Here is a 17275-nt window from a genome sequence, read left to right as displayed (position 1 = left end):
CATGTTCTACTTTATAACATGCATGACCTAACAATTTTTTAACTTGGTCAATGAGCATAAAAGACTCTATATTAAAGGTATTTTTATAACGTGTAATTAATTGTATTTTTATTATATAGACCTGCTGAGAGTATCAACTTCTCCATGAAGCTTAAAAATATTTAGTACATACATTTTAGAATTGTCATGCGAAGTTCTCATCTCTCATTGTAAAGGACAAATTAGTACATCAACATGGTTACTTATATTAGTGGAAAATCGGAACAGGCATGAGTCAACTTACTAAAATTTTTAAATTTCAATATGACAATCATATCTTATATCATCTGAAAGATAATAATTGTAAAAATCTAAGAAAACAATACTTTCTATTCCCACCATAATAATAAATTAATGCTCATTGTCTATTATGCAAAAATTTCAAGGTGACTATGAAGAGGTGCCACCTAAGATAACTTTAAAGGGAGACTAAATATATCTTTTACTTCGACCTTATTGAGACCACTACGAATATATTTTTTGCTTAACAATTTGGCTAATAGTTTAATAAGTCCCTTTATATCGTTCTTTGTTGCTTCAAATGGAATTATTGGTACTCTCTTAGCCATAGTTTCGTCTGCGGGTACAACTTTCCCTGGGATAATTCAATATGTTTTAGCAAACTTATATGTGAGAGCTAAGAAGTTAATTTTGATAGGTACATTAGCTTCCGGATTATTGTGGATATGTGTCGGAGTACTTGAAATATTCAACTCGTCCTTTGTATTAATTTACGTTATAATAGAACTTTCTCTAGGGGCAGCAAACTTTGGTTGGCTACTAATCCTAGATAAAATTAGTGAAACAGCTAGGGGTAAGACTTTAGCTTATTACAATTTTTATGCCTACATTGGTGGTTTAATAGCCACTCTCATCACGGGATTCATAGTCGGAGATGAGCTTTATCTCATGAGATATTTTTTCGTCATAGGCGGTTTAATTTACCTTGTCAATGCGTACGTAATTTATCACTCTGATGTTGATTCTGAGATGATCAAGTCAAAAGCTCGGTTGTTTACGTCAAATCCAGAGGTCAAAAAGTTCCTTCTTATTAACTTTGTTTTCACTTTTATTTGGTCAATGGCTTGGCCACTGTTTCCCTTAGCGCAAGTGTATAAATTTCACATGAATGAGTTCAATATTGCCGTTATCAGTGTTATAGCAGGTGTCTCAACAATATCTCTGCAGAGGTTTATTGGAATGCTTGTGGATAAACATAGAAAATACATGATGTTTTTGGGAAGATTTGCTTTAGCGACCTTTCCGCTAGCCTATGCCTTCTCTACTTCGGTTTACGAAATATACTTAGCGAATATAGTTTCTGGATTTACCAACTCAGCCTCTATCTCCTACACAGCATTTTTATTTGATAACTCAAACTATTACGAGAAAAGAATTAACATAGCATTATTCAATATGTTAAATGGAATTGCAGCACTCTCAGGTTCTACTTTTTCCAGTTTTATGGTTAGCTTAATCTCTACCAGGTTAGGGCTTGTAATTGCTGTAAACTTCATGCTCACCTTAATAGGAATTATGAGAATCTTGTCGTCTTTCCTATACTTGGAAGTAAAAGAAAAGTCATGAGTATCCCTGCTGTCATAAGGATAAATCAGTTAGCTATTGTAAAAAGTTCCTAGTACTACTTCTTTTCTTCGACTAAAGCTTTTCTTCACCTTGGATTAACTTTCCTCTCTCAGAAAGGTTAAAAAGAGAAAAAGAAATTTAATGAGTGTTAACAAAACCTTCAAGTTCTTCCCTCCTAGGAAAACTTGCTCCTCCTTTTCTTAAGCATTTTAATGCTCCAGCTCCATTTGCATATTTGACTGAAGCTTCTAAACTCTTTGACTCTAAAATATGATAAACGATGAAAGCTGACGTCCATGCGTCGCCAGCACCGGTAGTATCTACTGGTTCTATCTCATAAGCTGGAGCTTCCACTTCTTCCCCCTCTTTAGAATACACGTAAGCACCCTTATCTCCCATTCTAATAGCAACAACGTTTAAATTCTCATAGCTTGAAACTAAATCTCTCGCTAGCTTCTTGTAGTCCGAAACTTTAAACATGTTTTTCACCTCATCCATACCCATAGACAGAAATCGAGTGTATTGGAAGAACTCTTCCATTACCTTTAGTGCTTCTTGTTCATTATTCCACACATCTTCCCTGTAATTAGGATCGAATACTGTTACTATACCCTTCTTATATCCATTAATAAATATCTGTTTAATTACACTAGATATGGGTTCGAAAGCCGTTGCTAATCCAGAAGTATAAACGACCTTAGCTTTTAAAATGTCATCGATTGAGATATCTGTAACTGCAAGTTCAGAGAAAGCTGTTGAAGTCCAGGGTTTTGTGTAGAAAAAGAAGTCCCTTTCACCTCTCTCTTTAAGTGTAACGAATGCTAATGAAGTCCTCATATTCTTTCTCACTACATATTTAGTATTCACTCCTTTTTCCTTAAGAAAGTCTATAAGAAAATCACCAAAAGGATCATTACCAACAGATCCTATAACTCCAGGCTTATGATTAAGTAAGGAAATACCAATACATACATTTGCTGGAGCTCCTCCTAGATGAATCTCGAGTTCGGATCCTTCATAATATCTTCCTTCATGCTTTGAAATTATATCCACAAGAATCTCCCCTACACAATAGACCTCAGTTCCTTGCACAACATTTCATTAACAAAGTAGAATATAAAAACAGAGTATAAACGTGTGAAATATATGAAATATGACTTAACTATAGCTTTATGAGTTATTAAATTAATTTTATCTTGCTTAATCTTTTATAAGTTAAGTCGTTTAAAATATATAAATATAAGCCGTTACGAGAGTTTAAAATTTTTAAACCAAATATAGCAAAAGACTTTTTACTTTCTATCCTTGATACAGATATATGAAAGCAATAATAGTGAAACCACCTAACCCTGGAGTACAATTTGCTGATGTAAATGAGAAGGAATTAGACAACTATGGTAAAGTAAAGATAAGGACCTTGTTTAACGGAATATGTGGTACTGATAGGGAAATAGTTAACGGAAAATTAACAACGTCAGACTTATCAGATGGAAAGGATTATCTAGTCCTAGGGCACGAAGCTATTGGAATAGTAGAAGAACCTTGTTGTGGTTTTTCAAAAGGAGAACTCGTAATGCCAGTGAATAGAAGAGGATGTGGAAAATGTTTAAACTGTTTGATAGGGAGACCAGATTTTTGTGAGACTGGAGAATTCGTGGAAACTGGAATTCACCGTATTGACGGCTTTATGAGAGAGTACTGGTATGACGACCCAAAATATTTAGTCAGAATCCCAAAAGAACTAGAAGATATAGGAATTTTGGCACAACCCCTAGCTGATGTTGAAAAATCAGTCGAAGAAATTCTAAACCTTCAAAAGAGAATTCCAGTATGGACTTGTGACGACGGAACGTTAAATTGCAGAAAAGTACTAATAGTTGGCACTGGATCCGTTGGTAGCTTATTTACGTTACTCTTTAGGACTTATGGATTAGAAGTATGGATGGCAAACAGAAGAGAGCCAGATGAAAAAGAACAAACTATACTAGAAGAAACAAAATCAAACTACTTCAATTCAAGTAATGGATATGATAATTTGAAAGAGAAATTTGATGTTATTATTGACACAGCTGGTTCTGATGCTAGCTTGCTGAATAGTTTGATCCCTCATCTAAATAGAAATGGCGTGCTTGGCCTATTTGGGTTTCCGACTTCTGGCTCTTTCTCAATTGACTTCAAATCAGTACAAGAGATCATACACACAAGCCAAGTTATTGTAGGATTAGTTAATGGCCAAAAGCCCCATTTCCAACAAGCAGTTATGCATTTAGCTTCATGGAAAACTCTGTATCCTAAGATTAGCAAAATGCTAATAACTAAAACTGTTAGCATTAATGATGAAAAAGAAGTTTTAAAAGTACTTCAAGAAGAAGAACCAGGTGAAATAAAAATAAGAATACAATGGGACTAGACTTCATTATAGACATAATTTTTATAATTTTTAACTCACCAAAATTAAGGAAGCCTCGCTTTTTAAAGCGGGGAGGAGACTTAAAAGTTTATAAATTTGTCTTCTTTAATAATACAATGTGGGTGTGGTGGGCAACTCTTAAACATCTCTTAAAAGCGATACTTCCCTATCTTCATCTTCTACGCCCACTGCACCCGACAACAGTATAATCAGAACATCTGTAGTCAGATTAAAACCAAACAAGAACCAAGAGGAGCAGCTAAAACTCTTATGTTCAATCTCATCAAAGTTATGGAACGAAGTGACTTATGCTAGAAGACAGCAGTTTTTTACTAATAAGGTTGTTGATTTGAAGGGAACTTACAAAGAGTTTTATGAAAAATACAGCGAGATGATAGGTTCTGACACGGCTCAAGCAATCCTCAATAAGAATAACGAAACGTGGAGCGATTTCTTCAAAGAACTGAAGAAAAAGAAAGACAAGGAACTACCTGGTTTTATTAAGAGAGTTAACCCTCCTGGTTATAAGAAGAGGAACAAGACTAGAGAATTATGGATAGTACTGACTTCTCCCCGCTCTTAAGAGCGAGGGTTCCCGTCATCTGAGTGGTATTTTCCACCCTTCATTTGACGAGCAGTCGAGAGGTGCAGAAGACCCCTCCCATAAAGGTTGAGAACGGAAACATAATCGCGGTGTTCTTCAAAGCCACACTTTTCGCATTGTAGTGTCCTATACCCACTCTCTTTCATCAATGTACCACATTTAGGACAAGTAGTTGATGAGTATGCGGGATTAACATAAACCACTTTTAACCCGTATTTCTTAGCTTCCCATTCAATCCACTTTTGAATCCTCTTATATTGCATAAGGTATAGCTTTAATCTGTAGTTCTTTCTTAAATCGCCAACATGTTTAATCATCTTAGTTAGTTTTTCCAAAACGATAACGTTAGCTTTTAACAGTAAAGCAATATCTACTATCCACCTACCTACTTTTTTAGCAAAGTCAATTAAGATATTCCTTTCTCTTCTGAAGAAGTGAGCAATCCTAGTTAGTATGTGTTTAGAGTATCTCCACTTTGTAGGATACTTTTGCTGTAGTTTTTGTACCTCATCCACATAATGGTAAGCGTCATCTAATCTAGTAGGTATTTCAACTACTGTCTTATCGTTGCCAACAGTAAGGAAGTCTTGATTTACATCAACTGCTACTATACCAGTTACCTTAAACTCTTCTTTCTTTTTCTCTTCCTTATTTTCGCCTTCAGTTGCTAATCCTTCTTTTTTCTTCTTTGCTTTTCCCTTCTCTTCCTTTTTGCTAAAAGTGATAAACAAATACCACTCTTTCCCTCTCTTAACCATTTTGGCTTCTGCTATCTTCCATTCTTTGTAGAGCGATAGAGTACTAGAATAACCTAGAATTGGGGTTTTGCAACCCATAACGCTTAGTCTCATTTTTTGTAAGTTCAAGTTGTATGATAGTTTAGGTGTTAAGATTACTGACACACTCTTTATCCTAGGTTTTGATTTGTTCTTTCTAGGGTTCTCTAACCACGATAGATATACATTTTCAGCATCTCTATAACAATCTATAGCTAGACGTGATTTTAGCCCTATTTGCTTTAGCTTTTCGTACCACTCATGGTGGATTATGCTAAGTAGTTCTTTCTCACTCTTGAAGCTAGGTTTGGTTTCTACTAACCAATTAACAATGAGTTGTTTAGTCCTAGTGTACAAATAAGCAAGGTGTTTAACCTCGTGGCTAGGTGCAATTTTCATTTGAACAGCTACTGAAAATCCAATTGACCTAGCCACAAACTTTGTTTAATTCAGCAGTTTTTAAGTTTTGTCATCCCCGCTTTGAAAAGCGAGGCTTTCATTTTTTGTAAAGAACAGACAGTATAAAATCACGGAAGACAAGATCATTATCAAAGGGTTAGGAGCTATAGGATGGATAGAGGTAGAATATGCTGGTTTAGTGCATCTAAAGGGAAAGCAAGGACAGTTAGAAATTCATTATGACACAGACACCAAGACGTGGTATGCTCACATCACTTATGCTGTGACGGAGAAAGCTGTGAGAGGAGACTGGAGGAAAATCCCTCAAAAACCGAAAGGTAATCTGAGAGCTGGTATTGACTTAGGTGTAAATAATCTAATGGCAGTGTATACGGAAGATGGAACATCAGTCTTGATAAATGGAAGACCCATCAAGGCTGAGTCGCACTACTGGAGAGAAAAAATTGCTGAATATCAAAGTAAGATAAACAAATATGGAGTTAAGATAACGCATAGACTCAGTGTCATGTTTAAAATGTGGAGGAAGAGAGTGTGGCACTACATAGACACCCAGGTTAGGAGAGTTATTGAGTGGCTCTATGAGAAAGGAGTTTCGACGATCTATGTTGGTCATCCTATGTATATTGCACAACAGAAAGGAAACTTTAACGTGACAAATGTCTGGAGCTATAAACAAGTCATAGACAGAATCAAAGAAGTGGCTGAAGAATATGGAATAACTGTAGAGGAAGTCAATGAAGCCTATACATCATCAACATGTCCGGTTCACGGTGACTCATATGGGAAGAGGATAGTTAGAGGATTATTCAAGTGTGAAAAGTTAAACAAGGTATTTAACGCAGACGTAGTTGGTGCTTTTAATATTTTGAAAAAATCCATAACCCCGAGTCCCTCACGGGATAGGGGTAACTGGCTGGACACCCAGCCAAGGGCTGAACATAAGGATGTAGCCCCGAACCTCTCTGCTCTAACGAGAGTTGGAACCCTCGCTCTTTAGAGCGGGGAGGAGGTCAGATTAAGTTCCTAGAATGAATAATACTTCAGAATTTTTTGACAAACTAGGAAAATATTCAAGTTGGGCATTGCTTGTCTCGCCATGGATTTTGTTCCTTATTTGTTATTTACTAACTCCAAAGTGGATTTTAACAAAGAATGCATTAAGCGATTTCGGAAGCCCAGAATTCACTAAGTATTATCTAGTTTATAACGTTGGACTTATCATTTTAGCAATTATAATATGGTTGATGTCGCTAGGTATAGTTGCAAGGGCTAGAAATAAGGTTCAAGTTTTTGCTGGAGCTTTCTGGTTTGTTGCAGGTATCTTTCTTGCTCTAATAGGATATTATCATGAAGGAACATATCCTCATGTTTTTGTATCCGTATGGTTCTTTGTCCAAGGTGCTCTAGCAATTGGTATAATGGGAATAGGAACATACCTAGAAAATGACATAAAATCCTCAATTATACAGCTCATAATTGCCCTTTTCATGCCCTTAGGAGCAATAATTGTTCACTTTCCATCCGCAGCAACAGAGGAAATATATGAAATCTCAGTAATGGATGCTTGGTTAATATTTTGCCTTCTCTATACCCCCTTAAACAAATCTGTTCAAGTTAAAGGAACAGAAATTCATCATAAAAGAGATACAATAGTAGTTGGAACTCTCGCCACAATTTTCTTTGTACTTGGAGCAATAGTTATTGCCTTTGCATTTAAATAAAAAATCTGTGAGGAAATTCTAATGACGTATAAATAACGTGAAACAAAAAGTTGAATTTAAATAGCAAACTGTTAGACAAAAACTTTAATCGCAAAAGAATAATCGTTTATATGCAATCAACTTAATTATAACACATGGTCAAACTATTACTCTTTTCTCCTAACAACGGCGAAGTTAAAAGAGTAGGCGTATACGAAAACGGTAAAGTAATTGACCTAGTTAAGGCATATGAGTTTTTGTATGACGCAAAACCACCAAATTGGTTTTACAGTACAAAGGATTTAATTGAAGGTGGAGAAGTTGCATTATTCCTTGTCAGAAAGGTTTTAGACGATTTAAAGGGAGTAGAAGACAAGGTCTCCTATGACCCAGAGAAAATCGTTTATTACCCTCCAGTAGAAAACCCAGAAAAAATATTTCTACTCGCTGTAAATTACAAGGCTCATGGACAAGAGACAAACACACAACCCCCAAAAGAGCCATATGTGTTTACAAAGTTTACAAACACACTAGTTGGTCATAATCAACCGATACTTTATCCAAAGGCTTCGCAGAAAGTTGATTATGAAGTAGAACTTGCAGTAATAATAGGCAAAAAGGGGAAATACGTGAATAGCAAAGAAGCCTACAATTATGTATTTGGATACACTATCCTTAACGATATAAGCTTCAGAGATAGGCAATTCCCAGCTGAACAGCCTTACGGTATGAGATGGGTTCATGGAAAAGGGATGGACACAGCTGCTCCTATGGGACCATGGATAGTTACGAAAGATGAAATACCAAATCCGCATGAGTTGAGGATATCACTGAGAGTTAATGGAGAGGTTAGGCAAGATGGATACACTGAGGATATGATATTCAAGGTTGACAAAATAATAGAGTACTTAGCAAACGGAATAACATTAAAGCCTGGAGATGTGATATCAACTGGTACACCTCCGGGAGTGGCATTAGCTACTGGAAAATATTTAAAGCCTGGAGACGTTGTCGAGGCTGAGATAAGCAAAATTGGGGTTTTGAGGAACCATCTAGTGGAAGAAAAATGACTAAGACGAAATTCAGATCTGATATTATATATTAACTAAAACTTTGCTCCTAGTTTAACTAGCTCTTTGTCATTACCAATCAATTCTCCAACTTTCTTTGAAAGATAAAAATGGTTGCATCCTCAAGTTCCAAGTTATACTCTAATGCTACGTCTTTTACATTTTCAATCTCATCTGGCTCTAAATGAACAAAACGTATGCCAATTTCACTAAAAATGAGGGATTAAGTTGATGGATTTCGATTGGTGGTTTACTAAGAAGCTTACTTAGAACTATAATTAGCTGAAACAAAGTTAATTTCTGACGTGTAAATTTCTTCATATTGGAGAGCTAATGTTCGCTCTCTTAAAATATTGAGGATGATGCGTTAAAGTATACTAAAACGTTCACGTCAAAATATCTTTTAACCACTTTCTTCTAACGCTTCTTTATAAATTTCTCTGACGTCCTTGTTAATTTCGCTCCAATCGACCTTAAAAATGCCAGCGTATTTTCTTAGCACTTCTTCTTTTTTGACACCCCTTATTATTGCCTCATTATCCTTTACTATAAGCTTAACAACATTCTTCATATTAAGTTTCTCTCTAACCTCTTTTGGAATTGTTATCCTCCCTTTTTCGTCAATCTTAAGCTCGTATTCCATTGTCCCACCATTATTCCCATTTATTTAATACTTACAATGGAAGCATTTAAACATTGCTTTCCTTAGCTCAATAATTTAGATAACTGTTGATTAAGTACAATATATTTTTTGGTATTCGAGGTTTTAAGATGGGTAGTAAATGCCGAAATGCTAAATATACTAAAATTGAGAATTTTTAGTCAATATATTTAGTTTCTTTTTTCTTAATTTTATTAATTATATATTAAATTTACTTAAAAACAAAAAGATAAGGACTGACTCCCTTTTGAACAAGAAGAAAAATCATTGTATAAGCGGGGTGCTAATGAGTCTTTGTTTACAAGTTTGCAAATAATATCTTTCCAAGCTAAAATGACGCCTCTAAAATAGCATAAGTCGTGAAACTTTTAACTTGACATTATAATTTGTCATTCATGGAAAGAATAGGAGAGCTACTATCTGAGCTTCCCAAAGAGTACGTTAGAGTAGTTGTTCAAATATTAACTGCAGATAGCTGGAATAGATTAGATAGAGATGTAAATTTCTACCAATTAGGTCTAGCCATAGGTAAGATAATAGACAAGATTGATAGGGAAACTCTAAAGTTACTGATTAAGTCTTGTGAATATTATCAAAGCTTATGCAGAGGAATTGCAAAAGGGATGGAAGGGATTGAAGTTGACAAGGACTTACTACTTTATCTGGGAAATTTGAGCGAAATAATGGCAATGGAGATTCTAGCTAATTTGGAACCTTACCGATTTCCAGATGTAACAGAGAAATTAGCTTTAATCGTTTCTCCCTTAAAGCATGTACCAAACGTTGGAAGCAATATTGCGAGGCAGTTTGATAAATTTCCTTTGGAGAGTAGGAAAAGGATCGTCGACACGTTTAAACATAACATAATGTTCCTTTATGAGTTCCTACAGTCAGTAAACTTGAGTAAACTTGATGGCTTGGAGGAATTCATAGGCAAAAGTAAAGAAATCGATGAAATTATAGGTTATAGACTTTATGAGGTTAACGACAAAATGAAAGAAAAACTATTAAATTACTCCAACATAGCGTTCGGTGTTGGAAAAGGTTTTCAAAACCTTTCATACTATTGGAAAAGAAAGGTTATAGAGAAAGTCAAAGAGGACAAAGAGTTTGCTAAAGGATTCCTATCCTCAATAGACTTCTCCTCACTTGAAGATGAGTTTACTACAGTTTTAATTGAAATCGGGAGTCATGGCGATTTAGCAAGAGTTTTAGGTAAAAACTTAGGAGGGACTTTCCCTTATTTGACTGAAGATTTAAAGACTTTGGCATTAAACATGGCTGAGAAAAACTCAGATTTCGCCTACGGATTTGGAGAAGGAATAAGCGAAGCATTGAGTAGTTTTAGCAACTTCATAAAAGGTAAAATTTACGAGCTAAGGAAAGAAGACCAAGATAAAATCCTAAACTTAGCTTTTAACTCTGAGAGTTTTGCTAAAGGGTTCTTAACAATTTTAAACTCACTGTTCTTCTTTGAGGATAGAGATAAAGTGCTAGAACTTATTATTAAATACAAGGAATACTTACCTATTTTCGTTGAGCAATTTGGAAGAAGGTTGAATGAGTTTAACCTTTCTAAACTTCTTTCTCTAAAGGGGAAAGTAGGTATTGAACTTGGTAAGACTTTATGCAGGAACCTTAGTAATTTGAAGAGGGAGAACAAGGAACTGATATTACGATGGGTAAATGAAAATGAAGACCTTAAGGAAGGGTTTTTAGAATGCTAAAACTTGACGTTTCGGTCAAACCGAGATCTACTTGTCAACCAGAGTTTTTAGTACGCTAAACCTTACTCCTAAACTTCTGACCGACTTTAAAATCCTTTAAATATGGAGACTTATTAAAAGTCATAAAAGCATAATCACATAAAACATTAAAAGTCTATGTAGTAATATTATATACTTTTTAAACAATCTATTTGTCTTTAGTATAAAAGTTGAAAGAACTAAATTTACTTAATATTATTCATCTCTCACCTAGAACGAAATCGGTTCTTCTCTCCTTTTAGCTTAACTAAAAACTTAAGAAAATCTTAAGTACATGTTAGTATGTTTACTTTTATCTTAAACGTCTAGGTTGTCTCTCAAATATCTAACTCTAGCGTGTTAAGATTAAGTTCATCGAGTTACATTTAAGTAATTTCATTATCTATTTAAAAACTTCTAATTCAATATATATAATATGTCAGAAGTTATTGAGGTTCGCTCCCCCTCGAACTTAAAGGTGATTGGAACTGTAAAGAGAATGACGAAAGACGAGGTTAGAGGAGAAATAGAGGAAGCATATAAGGGTTTTGAAATTATCTCAAAAATGCCTTTATATAAGAGAACAGCTATCTTAAGAAAAGTTTCTGAAATACTTGATAGAGAACAAGAGAGGTTAGCAAGACTGTTGGCAATGGAAGCTGGAAAACCGATCAGAGATTCAAGGGTTGAGGTCTTAAGGGCGTCAAGGTTGTTTAGACAAGCAGCTGAAGAAGCCCCCCTAGTGTTAGAGGGTAAAAACTACAGAGTTGATGCTTATGAGTACCCTCCTGGGAATGAGAACAGATTGGTAATAAGCACTAGAGAACCTATTGGGGTTGTAACTGCAATTTTGCCCTTCAATTTCCCAATAAACTCTTTTGCACATAAAGTAGCACCTTCTCTAGCTGCTGGCAATTCTGTTGTTGTTAAACCAAGTTTAAACACGCCATTAGCAGCAATTGAAATGAAGAAAATCTTGGTTGAAGCGGGATTACCAGATAGTGTAGTTAGGGTTGTTACTGGTTATAGTAATGAAATTGGAGATGAAGTTGTTACCCACTCCCTGGTGGGTGCTATTACTTTTACTGGATCAACAAAAATAGGTCTTGGTATAGCCTCTAAGGCCGTGTCTCTCGGTAAGAGAGTACTAATGGAGTTAGGTGGATCAGACCCGATAATAGTATTAGAAGATGCCGATATCGATAGAGCTTCCTCACTTGCAGTAAGGGCAAGGTTTGAGTATGCTGGCCAGAACTGCAATGCAGGAAAAAGGATTATAGTTAGAAAAGAGGTTGCAGATAAGTTTACTAAGGCATTTGAGGAGAAAGCAAAAGCATTAAAAGTTGGTGATCCATTAGATGAAACAACTGATGTAGGCCCAGTAATAAATAAAGAAAGCATGGAAAACTTAGAAAGCGTAGTGGAAGATGCTAAAAATAAAGGAGGAAGAGTTGAAATCATCAATAGAGGATTAGAGAGCGGTAGTTTCTTCCCTCTCACTCTAATTACTAATACAAACTTGGATATGTTAGCATTAAAGAGTGAGGTTTTTGGACCAGTAGCGCCAATTGTAGCCGTGAATAGTGATGAGGAAGCCATTCAGGTGGCAAATTCTGCAGATTATGGTTTGCAATCTGCAATATTCACAAAAGACGTTAATAGAGCGTTAAAGTTGAGCAGAGAGATAAAGGCTGGTGCTGTAATAATAAATGATAGTACTAGGTTAAGATGGGATTCGTTACCATTTGGAGGTGTTAAGAAGTCAGGGATAGGTAGAGAAGGTGTTAGGGATACGATGCTTGAATTAACTGAAAATAAGCTGATAGGAATCACATTATTATAATATTTAATATTTTGTTTTTTAATCAACTTAAATATACAACGATTATTTTTATATGCATCTTGTTGAGTTTTACAAGATAACTGCTTATATGCACACTTTACTTAAGGCTTTACAACTGAAAGTTTCTCCTTAAACCGGGAAAGTTAGAGACTAGGAAAAATTATTTCATCTCCCACTAGATAAAGTTTTATTTTAAACACTTAGAATTAGTAATTATGACAGAGATATCGGAAGTAGAGGCTTACATACTGGGAAAGGAGGTAACTAGTGCACAGTGGGCCTCAATAATGGTTTTAGTAAAAGTAACAACAAAAGACGGAAAAGTAGGATATGGAGAGACCGTTTCTGCTTTAAGGGCAGAAGCCGTAGATAATTTCGTAAAAAAGATAAACAAAGTGTTAAAAGGTAGAGACGTTTTCGACGTTGAAAAGAACAGACTCGAATGGTATAAACAAGACTTCAATATGGCAATCTCCCTTGAATCAACTACTGCTTACAGTGCTGTTGATATTGCCTCATGGGACATTATAGGAAAAGAAGTAGGAACGCCACTTTATAAAATTCTAGGCGGAAAAACCAGAGACAGGATCCTTGTTTATGCAAATGGATGGTACCAAAACTGCGTAACACCAGAAGATTTCGCAGAAAAAGCAAAAGAGGTGAAAAGAAAAGGATATAAGGCATTAAAGTTTGACCCCTTCGGGCCCTATTTTAACGACATTAGTAAAAAAGGGCTGGATCAAGCTGAAGAGAGAGTAAAAGCAATTAGAGAAGCTGTAGGGGATGAGGTTGACCTTCTAATTGAACATCACGGTAGATTTAACTATAATTCAGCAATAGCAATTGCCAAAAGACTTGAAAAATACAACCCTCTTTTCATGGAAGAGCCAACTCATCCAGAGGACATTGAAGGACTTAAGAAGTATAGGGCTAACACAAGTTTGAAAATTGCCCTAGGCGAGAGAATAATTAATAAAAACATGGCATTACTTTATATGAAAGAAGGATTAGTTGATTATCTTCAAGCTGACCTATACAGAATTGGTGGTGTTACAGAGACTAAAAAGGTCGTTGCTTTAGCTGAAACGTTTGATGTTTTAATGGCTTTTCATAATGCGCAAGGGCCAATATTAAATGCTGTTACATTACAATTTGACGCATTCGTTCCAAACTTCTTAATCCAAGAGTCCTTTTACGATTGGTTCCCAGAATGGAAAAAAGAGCTAATATTTAATGGATCACCAGTTGAGAATGGTTATGCTGTAATCCCAGAAAAGCCGGGAATTGGAGTTGAGGTAAACGAGAAAATGCTGGAAGAGTTAAAGGTTAAGGGAGAAGAGTACTTTAATCCAGAGGAACCAGTCTGGGTTGTTAAAGGAACTTGGAAGGATTATTGAGTAAGATATTGTTTTTATCTTGCTTGCTTATTAGTAAAAGCTGGTGGTTATCTGATATGTAAAGATTATATCGAGTTTAAACAATAAAAAGTTCAAATTATAAATGTAAGAAGTCTAAAACCTCTCATAAATCAGATAAAAAATTCATACTATTCTAGAATTAATTAGACACATTAGAATGTCTCACAAAAATAATTTTAAACTATGGGGAAATACCAACAGATATGGAACCAAAAACTTTAAGCAAATATAAGGCTGTCCTAGCTGAAGGACCAATATATGATTATGAATTAAATAAGCTATTTTGGGTTGATATTGATGGAAAGAAAGTTATTACCCACGATTTTAATACTGAAGGAGAGAAGATCTATAATACTCCAGATGTGGTTTCATCTCTCTGTGTTATTGACGATAAAAGGATTGTTGTAACACTACGTCACGGTTTTTACGTTTTGAACCTAGATGACGGTAAACTTATCCAGCTTCACGAATTAGAAGACGATGAAGAGAACAGATTTAATGATGGTAAGTGTGACATACTAGGTAGGTATTGGGCTGGTACAATGAACTTAAACACTACAGACCCTAAGCCTACGGGGAGCTTATATAGGTTTGACGGTAATTCACTCACTAAGATATTAGATACTCTTTATGTTTCAAACGGTTTAGGTTGGAATCCAGACAACACGACGTTCTATCTAATAGACACACCATTAAGACAAATATTTGGGTTCGATTTTGATAAAGAGAAAAGTGAAATATACAATAAGAGAGTTGTAGTTGATTTTAAAGACGAGCCAGGTAGACCAGATGGTATGAGTGTGGATGAGGAAGGGTTTCTGTGGATTGCACATTCCAGAGGAGGAAAAGTAAGTAGATGGAATCCTAAGAACGGTGAGAAAGTATATGAAATCAAACTCCCCGTGAGAGATGTTTCCTCAGTAACTTTTGGTGGTAGAGAAATGAATCAGCTGTTTATAACTACAATGAGCAGAAGCGGAGAACCACAAGCTGGTATGGTATTTACAGTAAAAGTAGACGTCAAGGGATTGAAAAGCTATAGATTTAAGGGAATTTAGGAAATTCTTTCGTTCTAGTCTATAAGAGTTTCTTACTAAATAAAAATAGAAACAATGCTTTAGGGTTTTTGCTTTAAGACTAAATTAGTATTTTAGGGCTATTTCTTTTACGAGGGGCCTTGCCTATCCTAAAATTTGAAAGAGCGGATCTCCTCATCACTTTACAATAAATATTTGCGTCAAACAATATCACTAGTGACTTCAGTTTAACTTTTATATGAATTTTGTAAAAAATACTTATGCCTCTAAATAAAATTGCGGGATACCTAGTGCTAATCGGGGCGTCGCAGTTCTTATTACTAATGATAGTTTCTGAAGCTCTTTATCCTGGTTATTCAGTTAAGTATAATTATATTAGTGATTTGGGAGTAGGAAAAACTGGGATTATATTCAACACTTCAATCATGATTATGGGCATAATGGTAATGGTAGCATCAATTCTACTTGACGCAAGGAAATATTATACACCTCTTCTATTTCTAGTGGGGTTAGGTGCTTTTTTAGTCGGTGCCTTCCCAGAGACTACCGGACTACCGCATCTGCTTGCATCACTTATAACGTTCCTTTTTGGTGGAATTAGTGCTATTGCGGTTTCTATAAGGAGAAACTATTTCTGGGCTGTACTCGGATCAGTAACCCTTTTTGCTTTGGTGCTATATATTGCAAAAGATTATGGACCGTTAGGTACAGGTGGAATGGAGAGGATAATAGTTTATCCCGAGATAATATGGGGAATTAGCTTCGGCACTTATTTAACTAATGACAAGTAGAAAGATACAATCTTTCTTTTTTACAACTGAAAGCCTCCCCTTTTGGGTAGGTGGAGTTCAGTATAGCTAGATAGAAATAAATATTCTTCCGTCTCTGTCTTTCGAAAATAAGGCTTCTAATGCCTCTTTACCTTCCTCTAGCTTAAACACTTTCCAAGTTTTCACTTTACAGTCTTTGCATAACTCCAGTAATTCAACAAAATCCTTTCTGTTACCCCTATTGACACCTAATATTGATATATACTTGGAGTATAATTGACTGAGGTCAATCCTTGCATGCGCCCCTAGCATAGTTCCAAATGTAACAAGTTTACCTCTAACGCCTACAACAGAAAAGCTCTTTTCCCAAAACTGTTCACCAAGAGAATTTACAACAACATCAGCCATTTTACCGTCAGTGAACTCTTTTACTTTTTCTTCTGCCTCGTTATAATCGACCACTATATCAGCTCCCAGCTCTTTTAACCAGTTCTTTCTCGAGACTGCAATCACTTTCGCACCGAATTTTTTGCCTAATTGAACTAGGAATTGTCCAGTGTTACCGGAAGCACCAAAAACCACTAACGTTTGAGAAGGTCTTAGTTCAGCTTCTTTTAACGCATGATAAGCTGTTAAAGCAGGTAATGATAAGCTTGACCCCAACTCCCAGCTGTATTCTTTAGACAACTTAAACACGTACTTCTCCTCAACTGCAACATACTCTGCCCAACCACCGTTAGTATCAACTCCTATCCTACCACCATTTCTGCAAACTGTCTCATAACCAGCCATACACATATCGCAAGTGCCATCAAATATCTTACCGTAAATTGTGACCCTATCACCTACATTAACACTCCTTACATAATCACCAACTTTAACTACCTCTCCACTAAACTCAGTCCCAGGTATGTGAGGAATTGGTTTTACCTTCAACTTTTCCACAGTATAGTAGTCTATGGGGTTTACACCAGCCATTCTAACTCTTATCAAGACTTCATTAGACTTTATTTCTGGGTCAGGGTAATCAACAAACTTTAAGTTTTGTATTCCGCTTTTATCAAAAGCAAGAGCTTTCATCGACTTTAGTAGTATATAGGATTAATAAATTTTGAGACATAAATACCTACAAGACGAAGCTATCTATATTCATTATAACTCCTCTTGTTAAGTTTAAATAGGAATTTTGTAATTA

At 35.6% G+C, this 17275-nt stretch carries 15 protein-coding genes; 11 read left to right on the top strand and 4 right to left on the bottom strand.

Translation table 11 applies throughout. The annotated features are described in order from the left end of the window. Positions 1–495: 495 nt before the first annotated feature. Entirely contained in the window at positions 496–1626 is a 1131-nt protein-coding gene (locus tag AC3OCB_RS10350; RefSeq protein ID WP_498342406.1) for an MFS transporter, read from the top strand. A gap of 138 nt (positions 1627–1764) precedes the next feature. Here AC3OCB_RS10350 and AC3OCB_RS10345 read toward each other — a convergent pair whose 3' ends face one another. After that, a complete protein-coding gene (locus AC3OCB_RS10345; protein WP_498342405.1) occupies positions 1765–2718 on the bottom strand; it encodes a carbohydrate kinase family protein in 954 nt (317 codons plus the stop codon). A 226-nt stretch (positions 2719–2944) separates the two neighbouring features. Between AC3OCB_RS10345 and AC3OCB_RS10340 the strand changes: the two genes are divergently transcribed. Together AC3OCB_RS10340 and AC3OCB_RS10335 are read left to right on the top strand one after the other, a co-directional pair. Continuing rightward, entirely contained in the window at positions 2945–4036 is a 1092-nt protein-coding gene (locus tag AC3OCB_RS10340) for a glucose 1-dehydrogenase (protein WP_498342404.1), read from the top strand. A gap of 301 nt (positions 4037–4337) precedes the next feature. Next, positions 4338–4619, top strand: coding sequence for a hypothetical protein (locus AC3OCB_RS10335; protein WP_498342403.1), 282 nt, complete (start codon positions 4338–4340; stop codon positions 4617–4619). Here the strand turns inward: AC3OCB_RS10335 and AC3OCB_RS10330 are convergent. Continuing rightward, entirely contained in the window at positions 4616–5851 is a 1236-nt protein-coding gene (locus AC3OCB_RS10330) for an RNA-guided endonuclease TnpB family protein (RefSeq protein ID WP_498342402.1), read from the bottom strand. The genes AC3OCB_RS10335 and AC3OCB_RS10330 overlap by 4 nt on opposite strands. Before the next feature lie 91 nt (positions 5852–5942). On the opposite strand from AC3OCB_RS10330, the gene AC3OCB_RS10325 reads away from it, so the two are divergent. The 3 genes from AC3OCB_RS10325 to AC3OCB_RS10315 all read left to right on the top strand — a co-directional run bounded on the left by AC3OCB_RS10325 (position 5943) and on the right by AC3OCB_RS10315 (position 8606). After that, positions 5943–6833, top strand: coding sequence for an RNA-guided endonuclease TnpB family protein (locus AC3OCB_RS10325; RefSeq protein WP_498342490.1), 891 nt, complete (start codon positions 5943–5945; stop codon positions 6831–6833). A 31-nt stretch (positions 6834–6864) separates the two neighbouring features. Continuing rightward, positions 6865–7557, top strand: a complete 693-nt coding sequence (locus AC3OCB_RS10320; protein WP_498342401.1) for a DUF998 domain-containing protein — start codon at positions 6865–6867, stop codon at positions 7555–7557. A 134-nt stretch (positions 7558–7691) separates the two neighbouring features. After that, entirely contained in the window at positions 7692–8606 is a 915-nt protein-coding gene (locus AC3OCB_RS10315; RefSeq protein ID WP_498342399.1) for a fumarylacetoacetate hydrolase family protein, read from the top strand. A 403-nt stretch (positions 8607–9009) separates the two neighbouring features. On the opposite strand, the gene AC3OCB_RS10310 is transcribed toward AC3OCB_RS10315, so the two are convergent. Next, on the bottom strand, positions 9010–9249 hold the full coding sequence (locus AC3OCB_RS10310; RefSeq protein WP_498342398.1) for an AbrB/MazE/SpoVT family DNA-binding domain-containing protein: 240 nt from the start codon (positions 9247–9249) through the stop codon (positions 9010–9012). A 413-nt stretch (positions 9250–9662) separates the two neighbouring features. Here AC3OCB_RS10310 and AC3OCB_RS10305 point away from each other — a divergent pair, with 413 nt between their 5' ends. The 5 genes from AC3OCB_RS10305 to AC3OCB_RS10285 all read left to right on the top strand — a co-directional run bounded on the left by AC3OCB_RS10305 (position 9663) and on the right by AC3OCB_RS10285 (position 16101). Next, positions 9663–10994, top strand: a complete 1332-nt coding sequence (locus AC3OCB_RS10305; RefSeq protein WP_498342397.1) for a hypothetical protein — start codon at positions 9663–9665, stop codon at positions 10992–10994. Positions 10995–11448: 454 nt separating this feature from the next. Next, positions 11449–12855 carry an aldehyde dehydrogenase family protein gene (locus AC3OCB_RS10300; RefSeq protein WP_498342396.1) on the top strand — a complete coding sequence of 469 codons (1407 nt, stop codon included), beginning with the start codon at positions 11449–11451 and terminating at the stop codon, positions 12853–12855. 215 nt (positions 12856–13070) lie between these two features. Beyond that, on the top strand, positions 13071–14252 hold the full coding sequence (locus AC3OCB_RS10295) for an enolase C-terminal domain-like protein (protein ID WP_498342395.1): 1182 nt from the start codon (positions 13071–13073) through the stop codon (positions 14250–14252). 224 nt (positions 14253–14476) lie between these two features. Further along, positions 14477–15331: an SMP-30/gluconolactonase/LRE family protein gene (locus AC3OCB_RS10290; RefSeq protein ID WP_498342394.1), complete on the top strand. Its 855-nt coding sequence runs from the start codon at positions 14477–14479 to the stop codon at positions 15329–15331. Positions 15332–15570: 239 nt separating this feature from the next. After that, positions 15571–16101: a DUF998 domain-containing protein gene (locus AC3OCB_RS10285; protein WP_498342393.1), complete on the top strand. Its 531-nt coding sequence runs from the start codon at positions 15571–15573 to the stop codon at positions 16099–16101. Positions 16102–16167: 66 nt separating this feature from the next. Here the strand turns inward: AC3OCB_RS10285 and AC3OCB_RS10280 are convergent, their stop codons facing one another. Next, positions 16168–17160: an alcohol dehydrogenase catalytic domain-containing protein gene (locus AC3OCB_RS10280; protein ID WP_498342392.1), complete on the bottom strand. Its 993-nt coding sequence runs from the start codon at positions 17158–17160 to the stop codon at positions 16168–16170. Positions 17161–17275: the final 115 nt, after the last annotated feature.

The sequence above is a fragment of the Sulfurisphaera sp. genome (assembly GCF_059755235.1).
This window is presented reverse-complemented; position numbering and strand designations above follow the sequence as displayed.

What these genes read in the sequence shown, in the direction of transcription:
- AC3OCB_RS10340 (WP_498342404.1), top strand. Translation starts at nt 2,945, where the DNA reads ATGAAAGCAATAATAGTGAAACCACCTAACCCTGGAGTACAATTTGCT.
- AC3OCB_RS10320 (WP_498342401.1), top strand. Translation starts at nt 6,865, where the DNA reads ATGAATAATACTTCAGAATTTTTTGACAAACTAGGAAAATATTCAAGT.
- AC3OCB_RS10315 (WP_498342399.1), top strand. Translation starts at nt 7,692, where the DNA reads ATGGTCAAACTATTACTCTTTTCTCCTAACAACGGCGAAGTTAAAAGA.
- AC3OCB_RS10310 (WP_498342398.1), bottom strand. Translation starts at nt 9,249, where the DNA reads ATGGAATACGAGCTTAAGATTGACGAAAAAGGGAGGATAACAATTCCA.
- AC3OCB_RS10305 (WP_498342397.1), top strand. Translation starts at nt 9,663, where the DNA reads ATGGAAAGAATAGGAGAGCTACTATCTGAGCTTCCCAAAGAGTACGTT.
- AC3OCB_RS10300 (WP_498342396.1), top strand. Translation starts at nt 11,449, where the DNA reads ATGTCAGAAGTTATTGAGGTTCGCTCCCCCTCGAACTTAAAGGTGATT.
- AC3OCB_RS10295 (WP_498342395.1), top strand. Translation starts at nt 13,071, where the DNA reads ATGACAGAGATATCGGAAGTAGAGGCTTACATACTGGGAAAGGAGGTA.
- AC3OCB_RS10290 (WP_498342394.1), top strand. Translation starts at nt 14,477, where the DNA reads ATGGAACCAAAAACTTTAAGCAAATATAAGGCTGTCCTAGCTGAAGGA.
- AC3OCB_RS10285 (WP_498342393.1), top strand. Translation starts at nt 15,571, where the DNA reads ATGCCTCTAAATAAAATTGCGGGATACCTAGTGCTAATCGGGGCGTCG.
- AC3OCB_RS10280 (WP_498342392.1), bottom strand. Translation starts at nt 17,160, where the DNA reads ATGAAAGCTCTTGCTTTTGATAAAAGCGGAATACAAAACTTAAAGTTT.